Origin of the sequence: Staphylococcus devriesei (assembly GCF_002902625.1) — a bacterium.
In the GTDB taxonomy this organism is placed as follows: Bacteria; Bacillota; Bacilli; order Staphylococcales; family Staphylococcaceae; genus Staphylococcus; species Staphylococcus devriesei.
The window spans coordinates 1-18,107 of the sequence record NZ_PPRG01000032.1 but is presented as its reverse complement, the minus strand read 5'-3'; the positions used below and the strand labels follow the sequence as shown (position 1 = coordinate 18,107).

Genomic DNA, 18,107 nt, shown 5'->3' with positions numbered 1-18,107 from the left:
GAAGGTAGCTATTATCGAAAAAGTGAACGCTGGCGGAACGTGTTTAAATGTTGGCTGTATACCTTCTAAAACGTTTCTTGAACATGGTACGAAAGTACATGACATTCAAGTTGCCAATGACTGGGGCATTTCAACTAGTGAAGTAAATGTTGATGTTTCAAAATTGGTTCAACGTAAGAAACAAGTAGTCCAAACGTTAACAGGCGGCGTGAAACAGTTACTTAAGAAAAATAAAGTTGACTATATTGAAGGCGAAGCAACCGTAACTGATGACTTAGAAGTTAAAGTGAACGACGAGAAGTATAAAGCACAAGATATTCTACTCGCTACAGGTAGTAAACCTTTTGTGCCACCAATCGAAGGATTAGATAACATAGATTATGAAACGACAGATACATTCTTTGATTTAAAAGCGTTACCTAAGAAATTAGCGGTAATTGGCGGTGGCGTCATTGCAACTGAACTCGCCTCTTCAATGGCCGATTTAGGCGTCGACGTAACCATCGTCGAAGTAAGTGAGAATATCTTATTAACCGAAATTGAAGAAGTGCGTGACCTAATAAGACAACATTTAGATAACCAAGGTGTCCACATTATTACTAATTCAAATATCAAGAAAGTAAACGAAGATAGTATCGATCTCGAAGGACATGATTCTTTGTCATTTGATACTTTACTTCTTGCGACAGGTCGCCAACCTAATACTGCAATTGCAGAAGCTCTGCATCTCAACATGGATGGAAAATATATCCAAGTAGATGAGCATTACCAAACAAGTCGTCAACATGTCTATGCAATTGGCGATTTAGTACCAGGCTATCAATTGGCCCATGCAGCGAGTGCGCATGGCATTCATGTCGCCGAGCTACTTGCCGGCCAACGTCCTGAAATTATTCGACAAGAAGATATTACACGTTGTATTTATACGCGCCTTGAAGCAGCATCAATAGGGTTATCTGAGGCACAAGCTAAAGAAGCAGGTTATGAAGTTAACGTGACGCAATCTACTTTTCAAGGAAATGCTAAAGCAATCATTAAGGGCGAGACGGAAGGCTTTATTAAACTCGTTGCAGATAAGCAATATGGAGAAATTCTTGGCGCCTTTGTTGTAGGGCCACATGCGACAGATTTAATCAGTGAAATTCTAGGCGTTAAAGCGGCTGAGGGAACACTCAATGAAATGGCTCATATTATTCAACCGCATCCATCTCTTTCTGAAGCAATTGGGGAAAGTGCTAATCATTACTTTGGCCAAGCGATTCACATGTAGCGACATGAAACCAGTGAACGATAGGGGGAACTAACGATGGAAAAAGAACAAGCACGTTGGATTTATAAAACGATGAACGAAATCCGATATTTTGAAGAGAAAGTGCATAAAATCTTTAGTGACGGTAAGATTCCAGGCTTTGTACATTTATATGTTGGTGAAGAAGCAGTAGCCACAGGTGTAATGTCCCAACTAGAAGACGATGATTATATTACAAGTACCCACCGTGGACACGGACATGCTATTGCTAAGGGCTGTGATTTAAACGGTATGATGGCTGAAATCATGGGCAAACGAGATGGTCTTGGTCATGGTAAAGGCGGTTCAATGCATGTAGCTGAAATTGATAAAGGAATGTTAGGTGCTAATGGTATCGTAAGTGGTGGTTTTGGTCTTGCAACAGGTGCAGGAATTTCAATCCGTAACCAAGGTAAAAAGAATGTTGCCGTTTGTTTCTTTGGTGACGGTGCAGCGAATGAAGGGAATTTCCATGAAGGTTTAAATTTTGCTTCAATCTTGAACCTTCCTGTTATCTTCGTTTGTGAAAATAACCAATTCGGCGAAGGTACAACACATAAGTATGCGAGTGCTTCTGAAACAATTGCCGAACGTGCGAGTGCCTATAATATGCCAGGTGTACGTGTGGACGGTATGGACGTAGTTGAAGTGTATAAAGCAGCAAAAGAAGCGGTGGAACGTGCTAAAAATGGCGATGGTCCAACATTAATCGAATGTGATAACTACCGTAAATACGGTCACTTCGAAGGTGACGAACAAAAAGTTAAATCACCAGATGATCGTAACGCCGATAAAAACGCCACAGAAGACTTCAGAAGACAAGCGCTTGAAGAAGGCTGGCTAACTGAAGATGAAGCTAATGACATTGAAAAAGCAGCCGAACAAGCTGTCGAAGATGCTGTGAAATACGCAGATAATAGTGAGTTACCAGATGTTGATGCCTTACACGAAGACGTATTTGCCTAAAAGGGGGTTATAACAATGAGTGAAGAACGTAAGTTAACATTTATGGGAGCAATTAACGAAGCAATTGACCAGTCAATGGAACGAGATGACAATGTTATTTTAATCGGTACCGATGTGTCAGATGGTGCCGGCGTCAAACATATTAAAGACGATGATACCTTTGGTGGCGTATTTGGAGTAACTAAAGGACTTGCTAAAAAATATAGTCGTGACCGTGTTATCGACACACCTATTGCAGAACATATCACGTTGAGTGCAGCTGTAGGGGCTGCAGCAACAGGGATGCGTCCGATTGCTGAATTGATGTTTAACGACTTTATTGGATTTGGTTTAGACCCTATCTTGAACCAAGGCGCAAAAATGAGATACATGTTTGGTGGTAAAGCGAAGATCCCGCTTGTCGTTCGTACCGTGCATGGTGCAGGTGCTGGCGCAGCGGCACAACACTCTCAATCTTTATATAACATGTTCGCTGCCATCCCAGGCGTTAAAGTAGTGGTACCGTCTAATCCATATGATGCTAAAGGATTGTTAATGGCTGCCATACAAGATGATAATTTAGTAGTATTTTCAGAAGATAAAACGTTGTTAGGTCAAAAAGGCGACGTACCTGAAGAACCATACACAGTAGAAATTGGGAAAGCCAATGTTACACGTGAAGGCGATGATTTAACTATTGTCGCTATCGGGAAAATGGTCGCCGTTGCAGAAGATACGGCTGATACACTAGCGGATGACAATATCTCAGTCGAAGTTATCGATTTACGCTCAGTATCACCATGGGATCAAGAGACCGTCTTAAAATCAGTGAAGAAAACGGGGCGTCTTATTGTTATCGATGAGTCTAACCCACAATGTAATATTGCCGGTGATGTGGCATCAGTCATTGGAGATGTCGGCTTTGATTATCTAGATGGTCCAATTAAAAAAGTCACTGCACCAGATACACCCGTACCATTTGCGGCTAACTTAGAAGAAGCTTATATTCCAAGTGTAGATAAAGTGCTTGATGTAGCTTCTGAACTTATTGAAGATTTAAAACAAGTAAATGCATAAGTAAGGGGGGATGAGACGATGAGTGAAAATATTATTATGCCAAAACTAGGTATGACGATGAAAGAAGGTACGGTCGAAGAGTGGTTCAAAGCTGAAGGTGATACCGTAGAAGAAGGCGAAAGCATTGTGACTATTAGCTCTGAAAAGTTAACACAAGATGTAGAAGCACCAGCTAGTGGCACGCTACTTGAAATCAAAGTGCAAGCTGGCGACGAAGCTAAAGTTAAAGCCGTACTCGGTGTGATTGGAGAAGAAGGCGAAAGTACTGGCGATAACGAGGTTACTGACACAGAAGAAGAAACGTCTAAACCAACGCAGTCAGAGGACAAACAACAAGATGATCCAGATAAAGATGAAGATAAAGATACAAACTCAGACAAACAGCATTCAACAGAGAGTGCATCAAATCAAGGTCATACGGAAGGTCAACGTATCTTTATCTCACCACTAGCGCGTAAAATGGCCGAAGAGAAAGACTTAGATATTACACGCATTAAAGGTACAGGTGGTAATCAACGTATTACGAAACTTGATATTCAACGCGTTGCAGACCAAGGCTATGATTATGAAGGCAGTGAAACTTCAGAAGTAGCGCCTGAAACAACTGGCAGACAAACTGCGAGTGGATTTGATAGCACTAATATTGGTGAGGGGCTTAATCCAATGCGTAAACGTATTGCCCAGAACATGCGTCAAAGCCTAGCTGAAACAGCACAATTAACCTTACATCGAAAAGTAGATGCCGACCGCTTATTAGACTTCAAAGCACGACTATCTACTGAATTAGCCGATGCTAACCAAGAGATTAAACTTACAGTTACTGCATTATTAGCTAAAGCCATTGTTTTAGCGCTTAAAGAATATGGCGCGATGAATGCGCGTTATGAAAATGGAGAACTTACAGAATACGAGGATGTGCATCTTGGCGTGGCAACTTCATTAGATGAAGGCCTTATGGTACCAGTGATTCAGCAAGCTGATACCAAAAGTATTGGTGCTTTAGCTAAAGAAATTAAAGCCGCAGCTGAAGCTGTAAGAGATGGTAATACTAACGACGTTCAACTACAAGGTGCAACCTTTACGATTACGAATATGGGTACAAGTGATATCGAATACTTCACTCCAATTTTAAATCGTGGCGAAACAGGCATCTTAGGTGTAGGTGCACTGTCTAAAGAAGTCGTCTTGGAAGCAGATAGTGTTAAACAAGTTTCTCGTATTCCACTCAGCCTAACATTCGATCATCAAATCTTAGATGGCGCTAGCGCAGCAGATTTCTTAAAAGTTCTAGCTAAATATATTGAAAATCCATACTTATTAATCTTGTAAGTTTAAGTAAGTCAGCTATCTTTTATCGTAAGGTAGTTGACTTCTTTTTTATAATGAACTATCTTATATTATAAGATAGTTAGTAAAAGGTGATTATATGTCAGTATCAAATCAAATGATGAAGGGGCTTTTAGATGGTGCCATACTTGGACTTATAGCAAAAGGTGAAACCTATGGATATGAAATTTTAGAGAAATTAAAAGAAAATCAATTTCCTGAAATTAGCGATGGTAGTATCTATCCAGTCTTACTGCGATTAAGTAAGAAAGGGTACGTCAAAACAACAACGCGCAAATCACATAATGGTGGACCTAAACGTAAGTACTATACTATTTCTGAAAGTGGCCAGAAAGAACTACAACAGTTTAAGGAAAAGTGGTATTACCTCAACTCAGGAATGACACATTTATTCGGGAGTGATGAAGATGATAAGTAAAGAAGCGGAAGATTATTTGTTTAAGCTTAAAGCTGAATTATTATTTAGAGGTAAAGATGAAGATGAAATACATGCAATTGGTGATGAATTAGAAGATCACTTTGAAACTGCAGAGCAAAACGGGAAAGATGTGAGCGATATTCTTAATACACCGGTAAAGCAATATGCCGATAAGTTCTCTAAACATATGAGCTTCACCAAAGGCTTACCCAAATACTTAGCTTACTTCGTGATTTATATGTTCGCATTGTTTACTATACCTGATTTCTTCGGAAAAGGATTTACATTAACGCTAAGTTATTTATTAAACGTAGCCATTATTTTTGCAATTAGTATTGTAGTGTTATTTCTTTTCAAAAAATTAATTATAAAATATGGTGATCAAAAACGTACATATATCTATGCTTTTATTGGTGGAGGTTCTATATTTCTACTCATGGTATTGAGTGCATTTATTACAAAGCATCATCCTATTTATAAAATTGTGACTTTAACTCAAACGCAAAGTCTTATTGTAGGAACAATTTTGCTTATTGGAGTTATGGTGGCATGCTTTATTGTTAAACAAAAGATTTATGCATTAATCATATTTATATTGTGTTTACCAAATATTATTGCACAATTATTTACTGCACATAATCATTCACTAATCCAATATACGTATATTTCACTTGGAATATTAATGGTTTTATTACTTTTTCAAATTATATATATGTTTTATGAAGGTAATAAATTACGCAAAGAAGATTCGAATAAGCGTTAAAAGTCGAGTCTTCTGATTGACCCATTCTAAATAACAAAAAAGCGTTTAATCACTACTTTCTAGTCCATTCAACAACTAGACAAGTGATTAAACGCTTATTTTAATTTATATTATAGTGCTTCGTATGCTTCAACGATTTCTTTAGTTAAGCCATCGTTTGTTTTAGCGTATTCTTTTAAGAAAGCTGTCACGCCATGCGCGTCGATATACTCACGCATTTCTACAGTTTCTTTATCTGCCATATCATCATATTTCAATAATAATGCAGCTGCTTTAACTAAACCTTCGCTGTGTAAATTGCTTTCATATAAATAAGTTAAAGGTTTAATGATACGATCTTTTGGACCAATTTTACGTAATGTGCCACGGCCCACACGTGTAACTTCGTCTGATAGATAAGGATTTTCAAAACGACCAATAATTTTATCAACGTAAGTCGCTTGTTCATCTTCACTGAAACTGAAGTTATCAGTAATGTACGTACTTGTTTCACCTAACACTTGGCGTAAATCTGCCACGATTGCGTCATCTTTAACTGCGTCTAAGACAGTATCTTTGCCATAGTATTTACCAGCATATGCTAATAAAGCGTGTCCAGTGTTAACAGTTAGTAGTTTACGTTCGATATAAGGTGTTAAGTCATCTACATATTTAATATGATTTAACTCTTCGCCGTACCATGCATCTTTTTCCACAACCCATTCAAAGAAAGGTTCAACCATCACGTCTAAGATGTTGTCATTCTTTTGAAGAGGAACGATACGATCGACTGCAGAGTTAGCGAAATGAATGTTATCGCCTAATGGACCAGCGATATCTAAAATTGCTTCTTTTAGTGTATCCGTCGCCATAATCGCATTTTCACAAGCAACAATATTAACATGATTGTCTTTCTCTTTTAAATAAGGTGCAAATGATTTCGCAATAATAGGTAGGATATTTACGCCTACTGCAGTAGTGATAATATCTGCTTCAAGAATCGCTTGTTTCAACTCTTCTGAAGGTTGTCCACTATTAATGGCACTTACGCCAGTGACACGACTAGTTGTTTTTTCTTCATTAGCAAGTATAACGTTATAAGCACCTTCGTTATCTAATGCATCAATAATTTCTGCATTAACGTCTGCAAATGTGACATCGACATTGTTATCTGACAGAATATAGCCGATAAATCCTCGGCCAATATTCCCAGCTCCAAAATGTACTGCTTTCATTATGCATCTGCCTCCTCGAAGACTTGTTTAATTTCTTCCGCAGATTTTGCATTAACGATACGGTCAACATTTTCTTCTTCACTGAAAGTAATCGCGATTTTAGATAATAAATCTAAATGTTCACCATCTTTACCAGCGATACCCACTACAACTTTAACTGTTTCGCCGTTCCAATCAACGCCTTCAGGAATTTGAAGTAATGTTAAACCTGATGCTAAGACTTCACCTTTAGCTTCGTCTGTACCATGAGGGATTGCTAAACCATTACCCATGAATGTTGAAACTACGTTCTCACGTTCTTTCATTGCTTGGATATAAGCTTCGTTTACTGAACCGCTGTCTACTAATGCGCGACCAGCTTTTTCGATTGCTTCGTCTTGGCTACCTACAGATACGTTTAAAAAGATATTGTCATTACTAAATAATTCAGTCATTTGATACACTCCTAAGTTAATTGATTTTGAATTCGTTTTATAAAGCTATCTCTCAATATGTGTTTAATTGCGTCGGGATTCTGCATAAAGTCATCAATTTGCTCGAGATGATGACCTAGTTCTGCTGATACTTCCCCGACTAGTTGCGCCATTTCATCATTATTTGGGATAAAAAGGCTAATCATATATTTAATTTTGAAAAGGTCATTTTGAGTACTTTGCATGCCCAGTTCTTGATTTAATATCGTGATTAAAATTAATGGGCTTTGAATCAAATCGTCTTTCATATGTGGAATAGCCACAGGGTAAGGTTGTAGGACCCAACCAGGATTCTGATTCAACTTATTTTGCAACAGCTCAGCGAATGACGTCTGACTACCCGGCGCAATCACGCCGTTCTCCGCAAAATAGTCAGCTAAATATTTGTTCCAATTAGTTACTTCTTTATATTCGATTTGCATGGAGTTCAATAATTTTAAACCTTGTTCCATGTTATTAATGATATTGTCAGGATCATGGATGGTTGAATATGTCACATCACTTGCGTCTTGTCGCGTCGGTCTATGCTCTTTTGTTTTTAAAAATGAGGCCACATACGTTACATCAGATTCTGGTAATAACGGGTTGACGGTAATGAATGGCGTTGTAATATCCAACTTGACGGTTGAGATAATGCCATCATAGTCGTCTAAGTCCAACATTTTTAAATCACTTACAGATGCTTGTGTAATCTTCTCAATTTCACTAAAAGATTGTTGTAAACGTGTAGCTAACAAGCGACTAGTTCCGATACCACTACTACATACAACTAAAACATGTAGTAGTTGGCTCGACTGACTTTTCAAAGAGCCACCAAAGTGCAAGACAATAAAGGCAATTTCATTGTCCGGGAAAGCTAACTCTGGCCACGTCTGGTCGATTGCTTTATGCACAATGTCGAAGAGTCGTGGGTACTTGTATTTAATCATTTCGGTAAGCGGATTATACGTCTCGATATTAGCTTCTAAACGGTTGATTGCCGGGTTGATATGCAAGGACAAACCTTGAACTAGCGTCGCATAATCTTCGAATGTTTGACCTGATAAGTGTTCTACACGATTTACAAAAGCTTGAATTTTGCGGTCATCGAACTCATTATTCTCAAATACTTGCGAGGTCGTTCGTCGATTGGCGCCTCGTAAATGAATGGTAATAAATGTCACTTCTGCTTGATTAAAGTTGATATCGTATAAACTTTCTAGCCGTTTCGCAATTTCTGTGGCGATTCGGTGTTCAAATGTATCTTTGACCGAGTCGTAAATCTCTTCGTTAATCGAGACGTATTCGCCGTTTTGAATGCGGGCGATGCTTAGCACAATATGCACGGTTAACGTGAGATAACTTGATTCGGTTAAGGTGTAGGGCAGTTCGCCCAAATAATCCATTAAGATACGTTCAATATTGAAGATACTGTCCAAATCGACGAGTGCTTGTTGTGACTGGTTAAGCGATTGATAGACGAAGTGATTCTCGATGACTGAGTAGACACTGGTACTATTTAAGTTATTGACCATCAGTTGACTTAGAAATTCGCGTTTCTTCGATTCTGGTCCATCGAGATAAACGCCTTCACCACGTTTGCGATAAAGGGTTAATTGATAGCTTGCAAGATCTTGTTCTAAGTCGTCGAGTAGCTTGGTCAATGTTTGTACTGACACGCCAATTTCTTGTGATAAGCTATATTGTTTCACTGCATGCTTTGATTGAATCAAGGCGTACAGGATAATGGCTTTTTGTTCTTCCACCGATAAATCAATCGTTTCATGCTGTGCCATTTCTTTTTTTAATTCTTGAAAATGAGCATCCTCACCGGATAGCTTAATGCCTTTCTTATTTGCACGTTCGAGCGTGATATTAAATTCTTTAAGATAAGTTTCAATATCCTTTAATTCACGATGAATAGTACGAGAGGATACGCCAAGTTGTTGAGCAATTTCGTAAATCGTGACATATTGACCGTAATATTTGATTAACAGTTCAATGATTTCTTTTTCACGTGTACTCATCAACATTGTCGTACCCTCCTAGAAAACTATAGTTCTATTTTTAGTGATAGTTTGTGATGGAAGAGCAAGGAAACCTAAGTTATTTTAGAGGTTTCAATGCCTTGCTCTCTTATTCTTTATCTTGATCTTTTTTTAAGTTATTTAATAATTCTTCATAACGTGGAGAATTTAAGAAATTATCCACTGAGATATGGATAGCACTTGGAACTTGTTTGATTGCACGGTCAGTTAATGTTTTTTGAGTAATAACAAGTTGTGCATCGTTTGGTAATTGGTTGATTGCAGTATTTGTAACGTTGACGTCTGAAATACCTGCTTTTTTAAATTTATTACGTAACATACTTGCACCCATTGCACTTGAACCCATACCCGCATCACATGCGAAAATAACATGGTCAACGTTGCTATAGTCGTGAGCGTCAACGTCTTCAGTGTTGTAGTCATCAAGTAAGTCTTCTGTATCTTCTTCAGATAATGCTTCTTTATCATCTTTATTAACTGTATCGTCAGTTGTTTCTTTTGCTGCGCCAGTACCTGTAGTCGCACCAGTTAATTTAGATGACACGCTAGATTTTTTACCTTTATTAGATTCCATTTTAGCTGTTGCTGCTTCTAAATCTTGTTGAGGTTCTTTTGTAAGTTTCATAATTAATGCGGCAACTACGAATGAAACGATTGTTGCTAAGATAACACCTAATAACATGTGTAAGAATTCGCCTCTAGGTGCGTTTAAGCAATACACGATGAATGAACCAGGTGAAGCTGGACTCTTGAATCCGAAGCCTGTTGCTTGGTAAGTAGCAACGCCAGTCATACCACCTAAAATAACTGCTAAGAATAGTAATGGACGCATTAATACATATGGGAAGTAAATTTCGTGAATACCACCTAAGAAATGGATGATACCTGCACCATATGAAGTTGCTTTGGCTGTGCCTTTTCCGAAAATCATGTAAGCCAATAAGATACCTAAACCTGGACCAGGGTTAGATTCGATTGTGAATAAGATTGATTGACCAACTTGTGCTGCTTGGTCTGTACCAAGTGGTGTGAACACACCATGGTTAATTGCGTTATTTAAGAATACGATTTTAGCTGGTTCTACGATGATACTAACTAATGGTAATAAGTGAAGATGAACTAAGAATTCAACTGCCACTGATAAGATATGCATAATAAATTGCATAATTGGCGCCAAGAGTTTGAAGCCAAGAATTGTCATAATAAATGCTAGAATACCTGCTGAGAAGTTGTTGAATAACATTTCAAAGCCTTTTGGAGTTCTAGGTTGTAAGAATTGGTCGATTTTCTTCATTAACCAACCTACTAGTGGACCCATAATCATTGCGCCAAGTAACATTGGTGTATCTGGTAATGCAACGATAACACCCATAGTTGCTGTTGCGGCAACGATACCGCCACGTAGGTCGTGGATTAAGCGACCACCACTGAATGCAATAAGTAATGGAATTAAATATGTGATCATTGGCACTGCTAATTGAGAAAGTTCTTTATTAGGGAACCAGCCATTATCTATGAAAATCGCAGCGATAAAGCCCCATGCGATGAACGCACCGATGTTTGGCATGATCATACTACTAAGGAATGAACCAAACGCTTGGACTTTACGGCCGAGACCTTTTTTCTCTTGTGTTTCTGTCTGAGCCATAACTACACCTCGTTTTTATTTTTATTGTGTGTCTTTATTGTAAGGTGCGTGATAAGGTGTCTACAACATAAAGAAAATGCGACTTTGTCACAGTAAATGTGACAAGAGTATGTATAACTAGAAGTATTTTAAATTAATATCTGTGTGGGTGCTTTTTATTGAAAATGAGAATGGCGTAGGGAGCGATAGAGTGATAGGGATGGTGACGTCGAAGGTGGTCATTGGTATAGCGAGAGATGTATAGTAGGGATTGCAAGTGATGGGTAGGTTACACACTTTCGTTGAGACACGTTCCTGTGGGAAGGGCTCATGCGCCTGTTAGTCACTTGGCACTTTCTACTCTACTAGGAGATGCTCAATTATGTTCGTTATGGCGTGAGGTCATTATTTAAGAAATGAACGATTATTTAAAGGATAAATAGGTTAAATAATAAATAAGTAAATATTTAAGGAGTGAGGTATATGTCAGAGGCACAAGATACAGGTTGTATTAAGTGTGGACATACTGAAGTTGAAGAAGGTACGTTATCAGCTACAGGTTCAGGAATCTCAAAATTATTAGATTTACAACACAATAACTTTAAAACCATTACATGTAAAAATTGTGGTTATACTGAGTTCTATAAAGAAAGCGCAAATAGAACAAGAGACTTCATCGATTTATTCTTTGGAGGATAAATCGTTGAATACTTTTAAACAGTGGTGTAAGTGCCACTGTTTTTTTGTGCCTTGTTTGATTTAAGATTGTGGACTTTGAATGAATGAGTAAATGATTATAATCACCATAGGTTAGACTTCGGGTTGTGTGGCTGTATAGTGCGGGGTGTCTAAAGTTAGGAAAGTTGAGCTTAAAATAAACAAGAATTCTATTTTTTTAGGATATACATGTACCCAATTGTTGTACATATTGGTACGATAATCTTAATACTTTATTTCCGTGGAAATACAATTAGGAGGTGTGAAGATGGATTCTAATACTGAATTTAAAAAAGGAGTCTTGTTTGCGTTAGGTGCGCATTTACTGTGGGGAGTTCTTCCTATTTACTGGAAATTAATAGGTGGAATAAGTGCGTTTGAAATTCTTGCCTATCGTATCGTGTTATCAATGATTTTTATGGTGCTCATGATTTTCATTTTGAAGAAAACGAACACATTTAAGCGAGACATAACAAATTTAGTTTCACATCCAATACAACTTATCGTTATTATCATTGCTGGGTACGTTATTACGATAAACTGGGGAACGTTCATATGGGCTGTGTCAAATGGACATGTATTACAGGCCAGTTTAGGCTATTATATTAATCCGTTAGTAAGTATTCTATTAGCGTTCATTTTCCTAAAAGAGCGATTTAATAAATTTGAAACGTTAGCGATTATCTTTGCGATGATTGGCGTAGTTTACATGACCATTCGAGTTGGCGAGTTTCCATTTATTTCACTAATGCTAGCATTTTCATTTGGTATTTATGGCTTGCTTAAAAAGTTAGTACGCGTCGAAGCGATGAGTAGTATCGCAATAGAATGTATCGTTACTGCACCAGCGGGTCTTATTTACATGGCTTACTTATGGCAATCAAGTCAAAGTTCAGTAGGTATAAATATGGATAGTTTCTGGCTTCTCTTTTCAGGGATGATTACGGCAGTGCCACTCATCCTGTTCTCAGCTGGCGCTAAACGTATTCCATTGTCATTAACTGGCTTTATTCAATACTTAAGCCCAACATTAATCTTCATTCTAGGCATCTTTGCCTTTAAAGAGCCATTTGATATTCATCAATTGATTACCTTTATATTTATTTGGATTGGTATTGCGTTATATAGTACTTCTCAATACGTTAAAATGAAACGTAACGCTAGACCTCAATAATGTTAATTGAATACATCGTAAAGGAATTTCTATATAACGTAGGAATTCCTTTTTTCAATTCTATAGAAAATATCTTAATTTTTAGTACAAGTTTCTGAAAAAGTGGATAAATTTATTACGAAAATTGATAAAATAGATAGTAATAGAGGATAGGTTAAACAGGTGATAATATGGGCAAAATGTTAAAAATAGAAAATATACAGTATTCGATGGAGAACCTTAACAACTCAGTACAAAATTGGGAAACATCTACAGATGGCAAGTTTTTATTAAGGTATCCAACAGTATACATAATAAACGATAAAAAACAGGAAAATAACTTTGAAGTTTATGTAGGTGAGACGGCAGATATTAGAAATAGAACGAGACAACATTTGAATGCAGATACTAAAGTAAAAACATTTTGGGAAGACTTTTCCGAATCAAAAAATTCATCTATGTATGTCATAGGACATGAACTTTTCAACAAATCATTAACTTTAGATATTGAAAATAGACTTATGCAATATTTGTTAAGTGTTGATAATATCTCACGAGTTCATAATAGTAGAACCAACCAACAAAATGAATATTATACATCTGAAAAATTAGACGAAATATTTTCTGACATATGGCAATCATTAAACAAGAAGAATAAAGCACTTTTTCCAATTGAAAGCATTATTAAGGATTCAGCAATATTCAAAGCGTCTCCTTTTCATAAATTGACGCAAGAACAAATTAATGCGAAAGAAGAAATTATGATTAAGATTAAAGAATCTATCTTATCGGAAGAAGAAAGCCAATTAATTATTGTAGAAGGGGAAGCAGGTTCAGGGAAAACAGTATTAATGGGCACACTTCTCTATGAACTAGGTAAATATAATTTAGATTTAGATAGAAATCTTGATCTTCATTTATTAGTCAATCAAGATGAGCATGTAATCATCTATAACCAAATAGCGACTAAATTAGGAATTTCGAGTAAAAAGAATAGTATTGTAGGAAAACCAACTAGCTTTATTAATAATCATTATCCCGAAGATAAAGTAGATGTGGTAATTGTAGATGAAGCACATTTACTGTTAACACAAGGTAAACAAAGCTATAGAGGCAAAAATCACCTTGAGGATTTATTAGAACGCGCAAAAGTAGTCGTTATAGTATTTGATTTAAAACAAGTGCTCACTACTGAACAGATTTGGGAACAAGATAAGTTGGAACATTATTTTGAAAAAGCTAAGAGTAAGAATAACCATGTTGCGTTAAGAAATCAAATGCGCATTAATAGTGATGAGAAAACAATTAATTGGATACGAAATCTAATCGATTATCAAACTATTGACCATATTCCTTATGATGAAAAGGGTTATGAAATAAAGATTTTTGATACACCTGATGAACTTGAAAAAGCTATAAGATATAAGGCTCAAAATACTGACAGTGGTATATCAAGAATGCTTGCTACATTTGATTGGTACTATAACTCAAAACCACCAAAAGACGGGGATTATTGGAGAGTAAGCATAGGTGATTGGTCTATGCCTTGGAATAATCAGTTAAAAAGTAACAGAAGAGACTCAAAATTGCCTTGGGTTGAAAAAGAATGTACATTAAATGAAATTGGTTCAACTTATACAATCCAAGGGTTAGACTTAAACTTTGCTGGTGTAGTAATTGGACCGTCAGTGAAATACAGAAATGGTAAATTAATATTTGATGCAGACAGTAGTGCGAATAAAAAAGCAACGCGGAGAAGAACATTAGATGATGGTAGTAAACAACATTTTTCTGATATGTTACTTAAAAATGAATTGAATGTATTATTAACACGTGGAGTAAATGGACTCTACATTTACGCCGTAGACGAAGAATTGAGAGAAGCGCTAAAAAAAGCAACAAAAGGTGAGAATAATGGATGAAACAAAAGACATATTAAAAGAAATCAATCATTTTCGAGATGAACGCAATTGGCGACAATTTCATAATGAAAAGGATTTATCTTTATCTATTAGTTTAGAAGCGGCAGAGTTACTTGAGTTATTTCAATGGAAATCATCTGAAGAAGTTGTACAAGATAAACAAGAAAGATTAGCTGAGGAATTAGCAGATGTCTTAATTTACAGTTACATGCTTGCCGATAATTTAGATTTTGATATAAATGAGATTATACGTAAAAAATTAAGAAAAAACGCTGAGAAATATCCAGTTGAAAAAAGTAAAGATAATAATGCTAAATACGACGAATTATGATGTTAAGAAAGAATTGTGTGTTATGTTAACCTTAAAGTAAATCTTATATTACTTAAGGAGGGCATATGCGCACGTTTAATCGATCGTTAATTACATATATTATTTTAGTATTTATACTTACATATGGATTAGAAGGTTTAATTTATGCGGTAGGCGGTTTACAGGCATTTGCTATAATAGCTAATCTAGCAATGTTACTACCTACAATCTCAGCCATTATAGTGTGGTTAATTTATCATCGCAATCAGAAGTTTTGGAAGTTTTTCGCTTTAAGATTGGGCAAATTAAAATATTGGTTTATCTATCCACTATGCATGATTGGCATTATGACTATTATATACGGTGTGTCATATTTAATTAGTCCATCTCAATTTTTAAATCACTCAGAACTTCAAGAGCGAATGTCAGATATTTTCGTATTTTTACCACATGCCCCTGTATTAATTAATTTACTTATTCCTTTGGCACTTAACCTTACTATAGGTATAGTTTTTAGTATAATTGCTTATTTAGGTGAAGAGTTAGGTTGGAGAGCTTTCATGTATCCGCAACTAATAAGAATGGGACTGACGAAAGGTTTAATTATCGGTGGTGTGATATGGGGATTATGGCATTTACCTTTAATTCTAATGGGGCATAATTATCCTAACCATCCAATTCTAGGCAATCTCTTAATGATTTGTATGTGTATACCTTTAGGCATCATTCTTTATTATAGTTACCTCAAATCAAAGAATATTTTCGTTCCAGCTATTTTACATGGGATTTTAAATCAGTTTTCTAGTACACTAACAACATTTACGACAAAAGAAACTGTGTTTAATCCTCTTATTTCAGGACCAACAGGAATCATTGGAATTATTATTTTAAGTTTAATCGCTATAGTTTTAATCTTGAAAATGAAGAAATCAGAAACATTAACTATTAATTATGATAATTAATTTAAGGGCTTGTTCTCTAAAAAGTTAGAGGACAAGTCTTAATTTTTCAAATAAAAAATACACTTATAGCATTGGGAGGACTATAAGTGTATTGGCCATAAAGCCTTTTGGGAATATACAAATGTTTGGGTTTTAATAAAATGTATGACAGGGTTACATTTTATTGTATGGGATGTTGGTGATTGATAAATGTACTCTAAAATTAAGGAAGTCTAAGTCTAGTACAAACTAATTCGAAAAGAAAAGAGTATATATTCTCCGGCGCATTATAAATAATGCTAAGTTATCCCAAATAGATACTTAATTTATGTATCTAGCTTGTTTTACCCGTTTGTTTTATTTTAAAACTATTTTTAACGATAAAATGTATAAATTTAATATCTTTTTAAAAGTTATGTCGAAATGGAGCTTTATTTTAAAATAATATAAATTAGCCCAAGGATCATTGTAATGCTAGCTGAAGCGTTATTAAGCATATGTACTAGAATACTATCTTTCAAGCTACCACGACGTTGATAGGCCATATACATGCCCATACCCATCAACATATACATCAAGAAGCCGATGAGATTTCCTGAAGCATGATTAATAGAGAAGATGGCTGATGATAGAATTAATGGTAATACAAATGCGCCTCTTTTAAAGATAGTTTCTTTGAAAATGCCTCGGAAAGTGTGTTCTTCTACATACGGTGCGACAAAAGTGATTGCTGTAAAGAAAACGATTAATGCGATAATAATTGATGGTGTTAGGTGATCAATACGTTCTAAATTCTGCATTAACGCTTTATCATTAGCAGATTGTGATTGTCCATAAACGACTCCCATTAGTAGAGATAAGCCAATTGCAATTACGCGTAATAAGAAAAACCAAAGGATATCAATTCTCACATCTCGAGGTTGTAATTTCAAATGTATATTTTCATATGTATGACGACGATAATATGTTCTAACTGCCCAAATCACAAACACTGAGACGATAATGAAAATGACAGATAGACCGATAGTTAAACCTAAACTATCTTTAGCTACTGTGAGTCCTAAAATTGATAGTGCTAATATTGCTGGGATTTGAACAAAAATCATAAAGAATATAAAAATTAAAACGTTAAGAAATCGATTGCCTTTCGGTTTAACCAACTTTTGATGATTAGGTTCTAGTGGTTCTTGATTCTGAGTTGACTGAGTACTTGAAGTACGCGTTGAATCCATAGTGTGTTCCAAAGTGTTAACCTACTTTCTATGTATTTAATGATATAACCAATCGTGCATGGTATATTTTCATCATACCATACATAGAATTGCTTTCTAACATGTCTTAAAATGGTGTTTTATAGATTGTTATCGATAATTAAAGCGTGGTGAGGAATAAGTAAGTTGTTGCACTAAAGTTAATAATAATGTATAATTACACCATAAATTGCAACACAATACTAACTTCCCTTCTACGTCAACTAGACGTCTAAAGGTCAGATGAGGCACTTATTATACCACCGTCTTATTCATTTGAATTAAAGGCGATAAAGTATAAAAAAGTGCGTCGTTATATGTAATAAAGTTACGCATTTGATGAAACAGAGGCATAAGTTTTATAAAAATAGAATAACTGTATCATTTTTATTTCCCGCTCAACAATAATCTTTAAATTTTGAAGTTAATTGCTCTCATTTTATAAGAAAATTTCCCATTAAATTTAATTTTGCTCAAACTATATTCTGTGAAAAAAGAAAATAATTAGAAAGCGTTTACTTTTATTTCTATAATTTCTATTTTTGTGTAATAATATAATTGCAGAAATACACATATCACTTTTATTGTAGCACTATTAATTAAATAAATTTGCAAATATAGTGTAAGTGTAATTT

General features: G+C 35.7%; 15 protein-coding genes and 2 pseudogenes. 12 read left to right on the top strand and 5 right to left on the bottom strand.

All coding sequences use genetic code 11. The features are described from left to right. From lpdA to CD147_RS05465, 7 genes and pseudogenes are all read left to right on the top strand, one after another. The coding region (gene lpdA / locus CD147_RS05490; protein ID WP_103166433.1) for a dihydrolipoyl dehydrogenase at nt 1–1,270 on the top strand (1,270 nt) is incomplete at its 5' end. Nucleotides 1,271–1,306: 36 nt separating this feature from the next. Next, a complete protein-coding gene (locus CD147_RS05485) occupies nt 1,307–2,254 on the top strand; it encodes a thiamine pyrophosphate-dependent dehydrogenase E1 component subunit alpha (protein ID WP_103166432.1) in 948 nt (315 codons plus the stop codon). Nucleotides 2,255–2,269: 15 nt separating this feature from the next. Continuing rightward, entirely contained in the window at nt 2,270–3,310 is a 1,041-nt protein-coding gene (locus CD147_RS05480) for an alpha-ketoacid dehydrogenase subunit beta (RefSeq protein WP_103166431.1), read from the top strand. A gap of 18 nt (nt 3,311–3,328) precedes the next feature. Continuing rightward, nucleotides 3,329–3,496, top strand: a pseudogene (locus CD147_RS12545) (biotin/lipoyl-containing protein); the annotation flags it as partial. A gap of 240 nt (nt 3,497–3,736) precedes the next feature. Further along, nucleotides 3,737–4,639 (top strand): annotated as a pseudogene (locus tag CD147_RS05475) (dihydrolipoamide acetyltransferase family protein); the annotation flags it as partial. Between the two features lie 97 nt (nt 4,640–4,736). After that, complete coding sequence (locus CD147_RS05470; protein ID WP_103166429.1) at nt 4,737–5,075, top strand: PadR family transcriptional regulator; 339 nt, start codon at nt 4,737–4,739, stop codon at nt 5,073–5,075. Continuing rightward, nucleotides 5,065–5,838, top strand: a complete 774-nt coding sequence (locus CD147_RS05465; protein ID WP_103166428.1) for a hypothetical protein — start codon at nt 5,065–5,067, stop codon at nt 5,836–5,838. Before CD147_RS05470 ends, CD147_RS05465 begins: the two co-directional genes overlap by 11 nt. Before the next feature lie 110 nt (nt 5,839–5,948). Here CD147_RS05465 and CD147_RS05460 read toward each other — a convergent pair whose 3' ends face one another. The 4 genes from CD147_RS05460 to CD147_RS05445 form a co-directional block, all read right to left on the bottom strand. Then, on the bottom strand, nt 5,949–7,052 hold the full coding sequence (locus CD147_RS05460; protein WP_103166427.1) for a mannitol-1-phosphate 5-dehydrogenase: 1,104 nt from the start codon (nt 7,050–7,052) through the stop codon (nt 5,949–5,951). Then, complete coding sequence (locus tag CD147_RS05455) at nt 7,052–7,486, bottom strand: PTS mannitol transporter subunit IIA (protein ID WP_103166426.1); 435 nt, start codon at nt 7,484–7,486, stop codon at nt 7,052–7,054. The genes CD147_RS05460 and CD147_RS05455 overlap by 1 nt, the downstream gene beginning before the upstream one ends. Nucleotides 7,487–7,497: 11 nt before the next feature. Continuing rightward, on the bottom strand, nt 7,498–9,537 hold the full coding sequence (locus CD147_RS05450; RefSeq protein WP_103166425.1) for a BglG family transcription antiterminator: 2,040 nt from the start codon (nt 9,535–9,537) through the stop codon (nt 7,498–7,500). Nucleotides 9,538–9,640: 103 nt separating this feature from the next. Then, nucleotides 9,641–11,200, bottom strand: coding sequence for a PTS mannitol transporter subunit IIBC (locus CD147_RS05445; protein WP_103166424.1), 1,560 nt, complete (start codon nt 11,198–11,200; stop codon nt 9,641–9,643). Nucleotides 11,201–11,662: 462 nt separating this feature from the next. Between CD147_RS05445 and CD147_RS05440 the strand changes: the two genes are divergently transcribed. The 5 genes from CD147_RS05440 (at nt 11,663) to CD147_RS05420 (ending at nt 16,243) form a co-directional block, all read left to right on the top strand. Further along, on the top strand, nt 11,663–11,878 hold the full coding sequence (locus tag CD147_RS05440) for a zinc ribbon domain-containing protein (RefSeq protein ID WP_103166423.1): 216 nt from the start codon (nt 11,663–11,665) through the stop codon (nt 11,876–11,878). 286 nt (nt 11,879–12,164) lie between these two features. Then, nucleotides 12,165–13,070 (top strand): EamA family transporter RarD, encoded by a 906-nt coding sequence (gene rarD / locus CD147_RS05435; RefSeq protein WP_103166422.1) that lies wholly within the window; start codon nt 12,165–12,167, stop codon nt 13,068–13,070. 170 nt (nt 13,071–13,240) lie between these two features. Beyond that, complete coding sequence (locus CD147_RS05430) at nt 13,241–14,971, top strand: DUF2075 domain-containing protein (protein ID WP_103166421.1); 1,731 nt, start codon at nt 13,241–13,243, stop codon at nt 14,969–14,971. After that, nucleotides 14,964–15,302 (top strand): nucleotide pyrophosphohydrolase, encoded by a 339-nt coding sequence (locus CD147_RS05425; RefSeq protein ID WP_103166420.1) that lies wholly within the window; start codon nt 14,964–14,966, stop codon nt 15,300–15,302. The genes CD147_RS05430 and CD147_RS05425 overlap by 8 nt, the downstream gene beginning before the upstream one ends. A 65-nt stretch (nt 15,303–15,367) precedes the next feature. After that, nucleotides 15,368–16,243 carry a CPBP family intramembrane glutamic endopeptidase gene (locus CD147_RS05420; protein WP_103166419.1) on the top strand — a complete coding sequence of 292 codons (876 nt, stop codon included), beginning with the start codon at nt 15,368–15,370 and terminating at the stop codon, nt 16,241–16,243. A gap of 410 nt (nt 16,244–16,653) precedes the next feature. Here CD147_RS05420 and CD147_RS05415 read toward each other — a convergent pair whose 3' ends face one another. Beyond that, complete coding sequence (locus CD147_RS05415; RefSeq protein WP_103166418.1) at nt 16,654–17,466, bottom strand: CPBP family intramembrane glutamic endopeptidase; 813 nt, start codon at nt 17,464–17,466, stop codon at nt 16,654–16,656. Between the last annotated feature and the right edge of the window lie 641 nt (nt 17,467–18,107).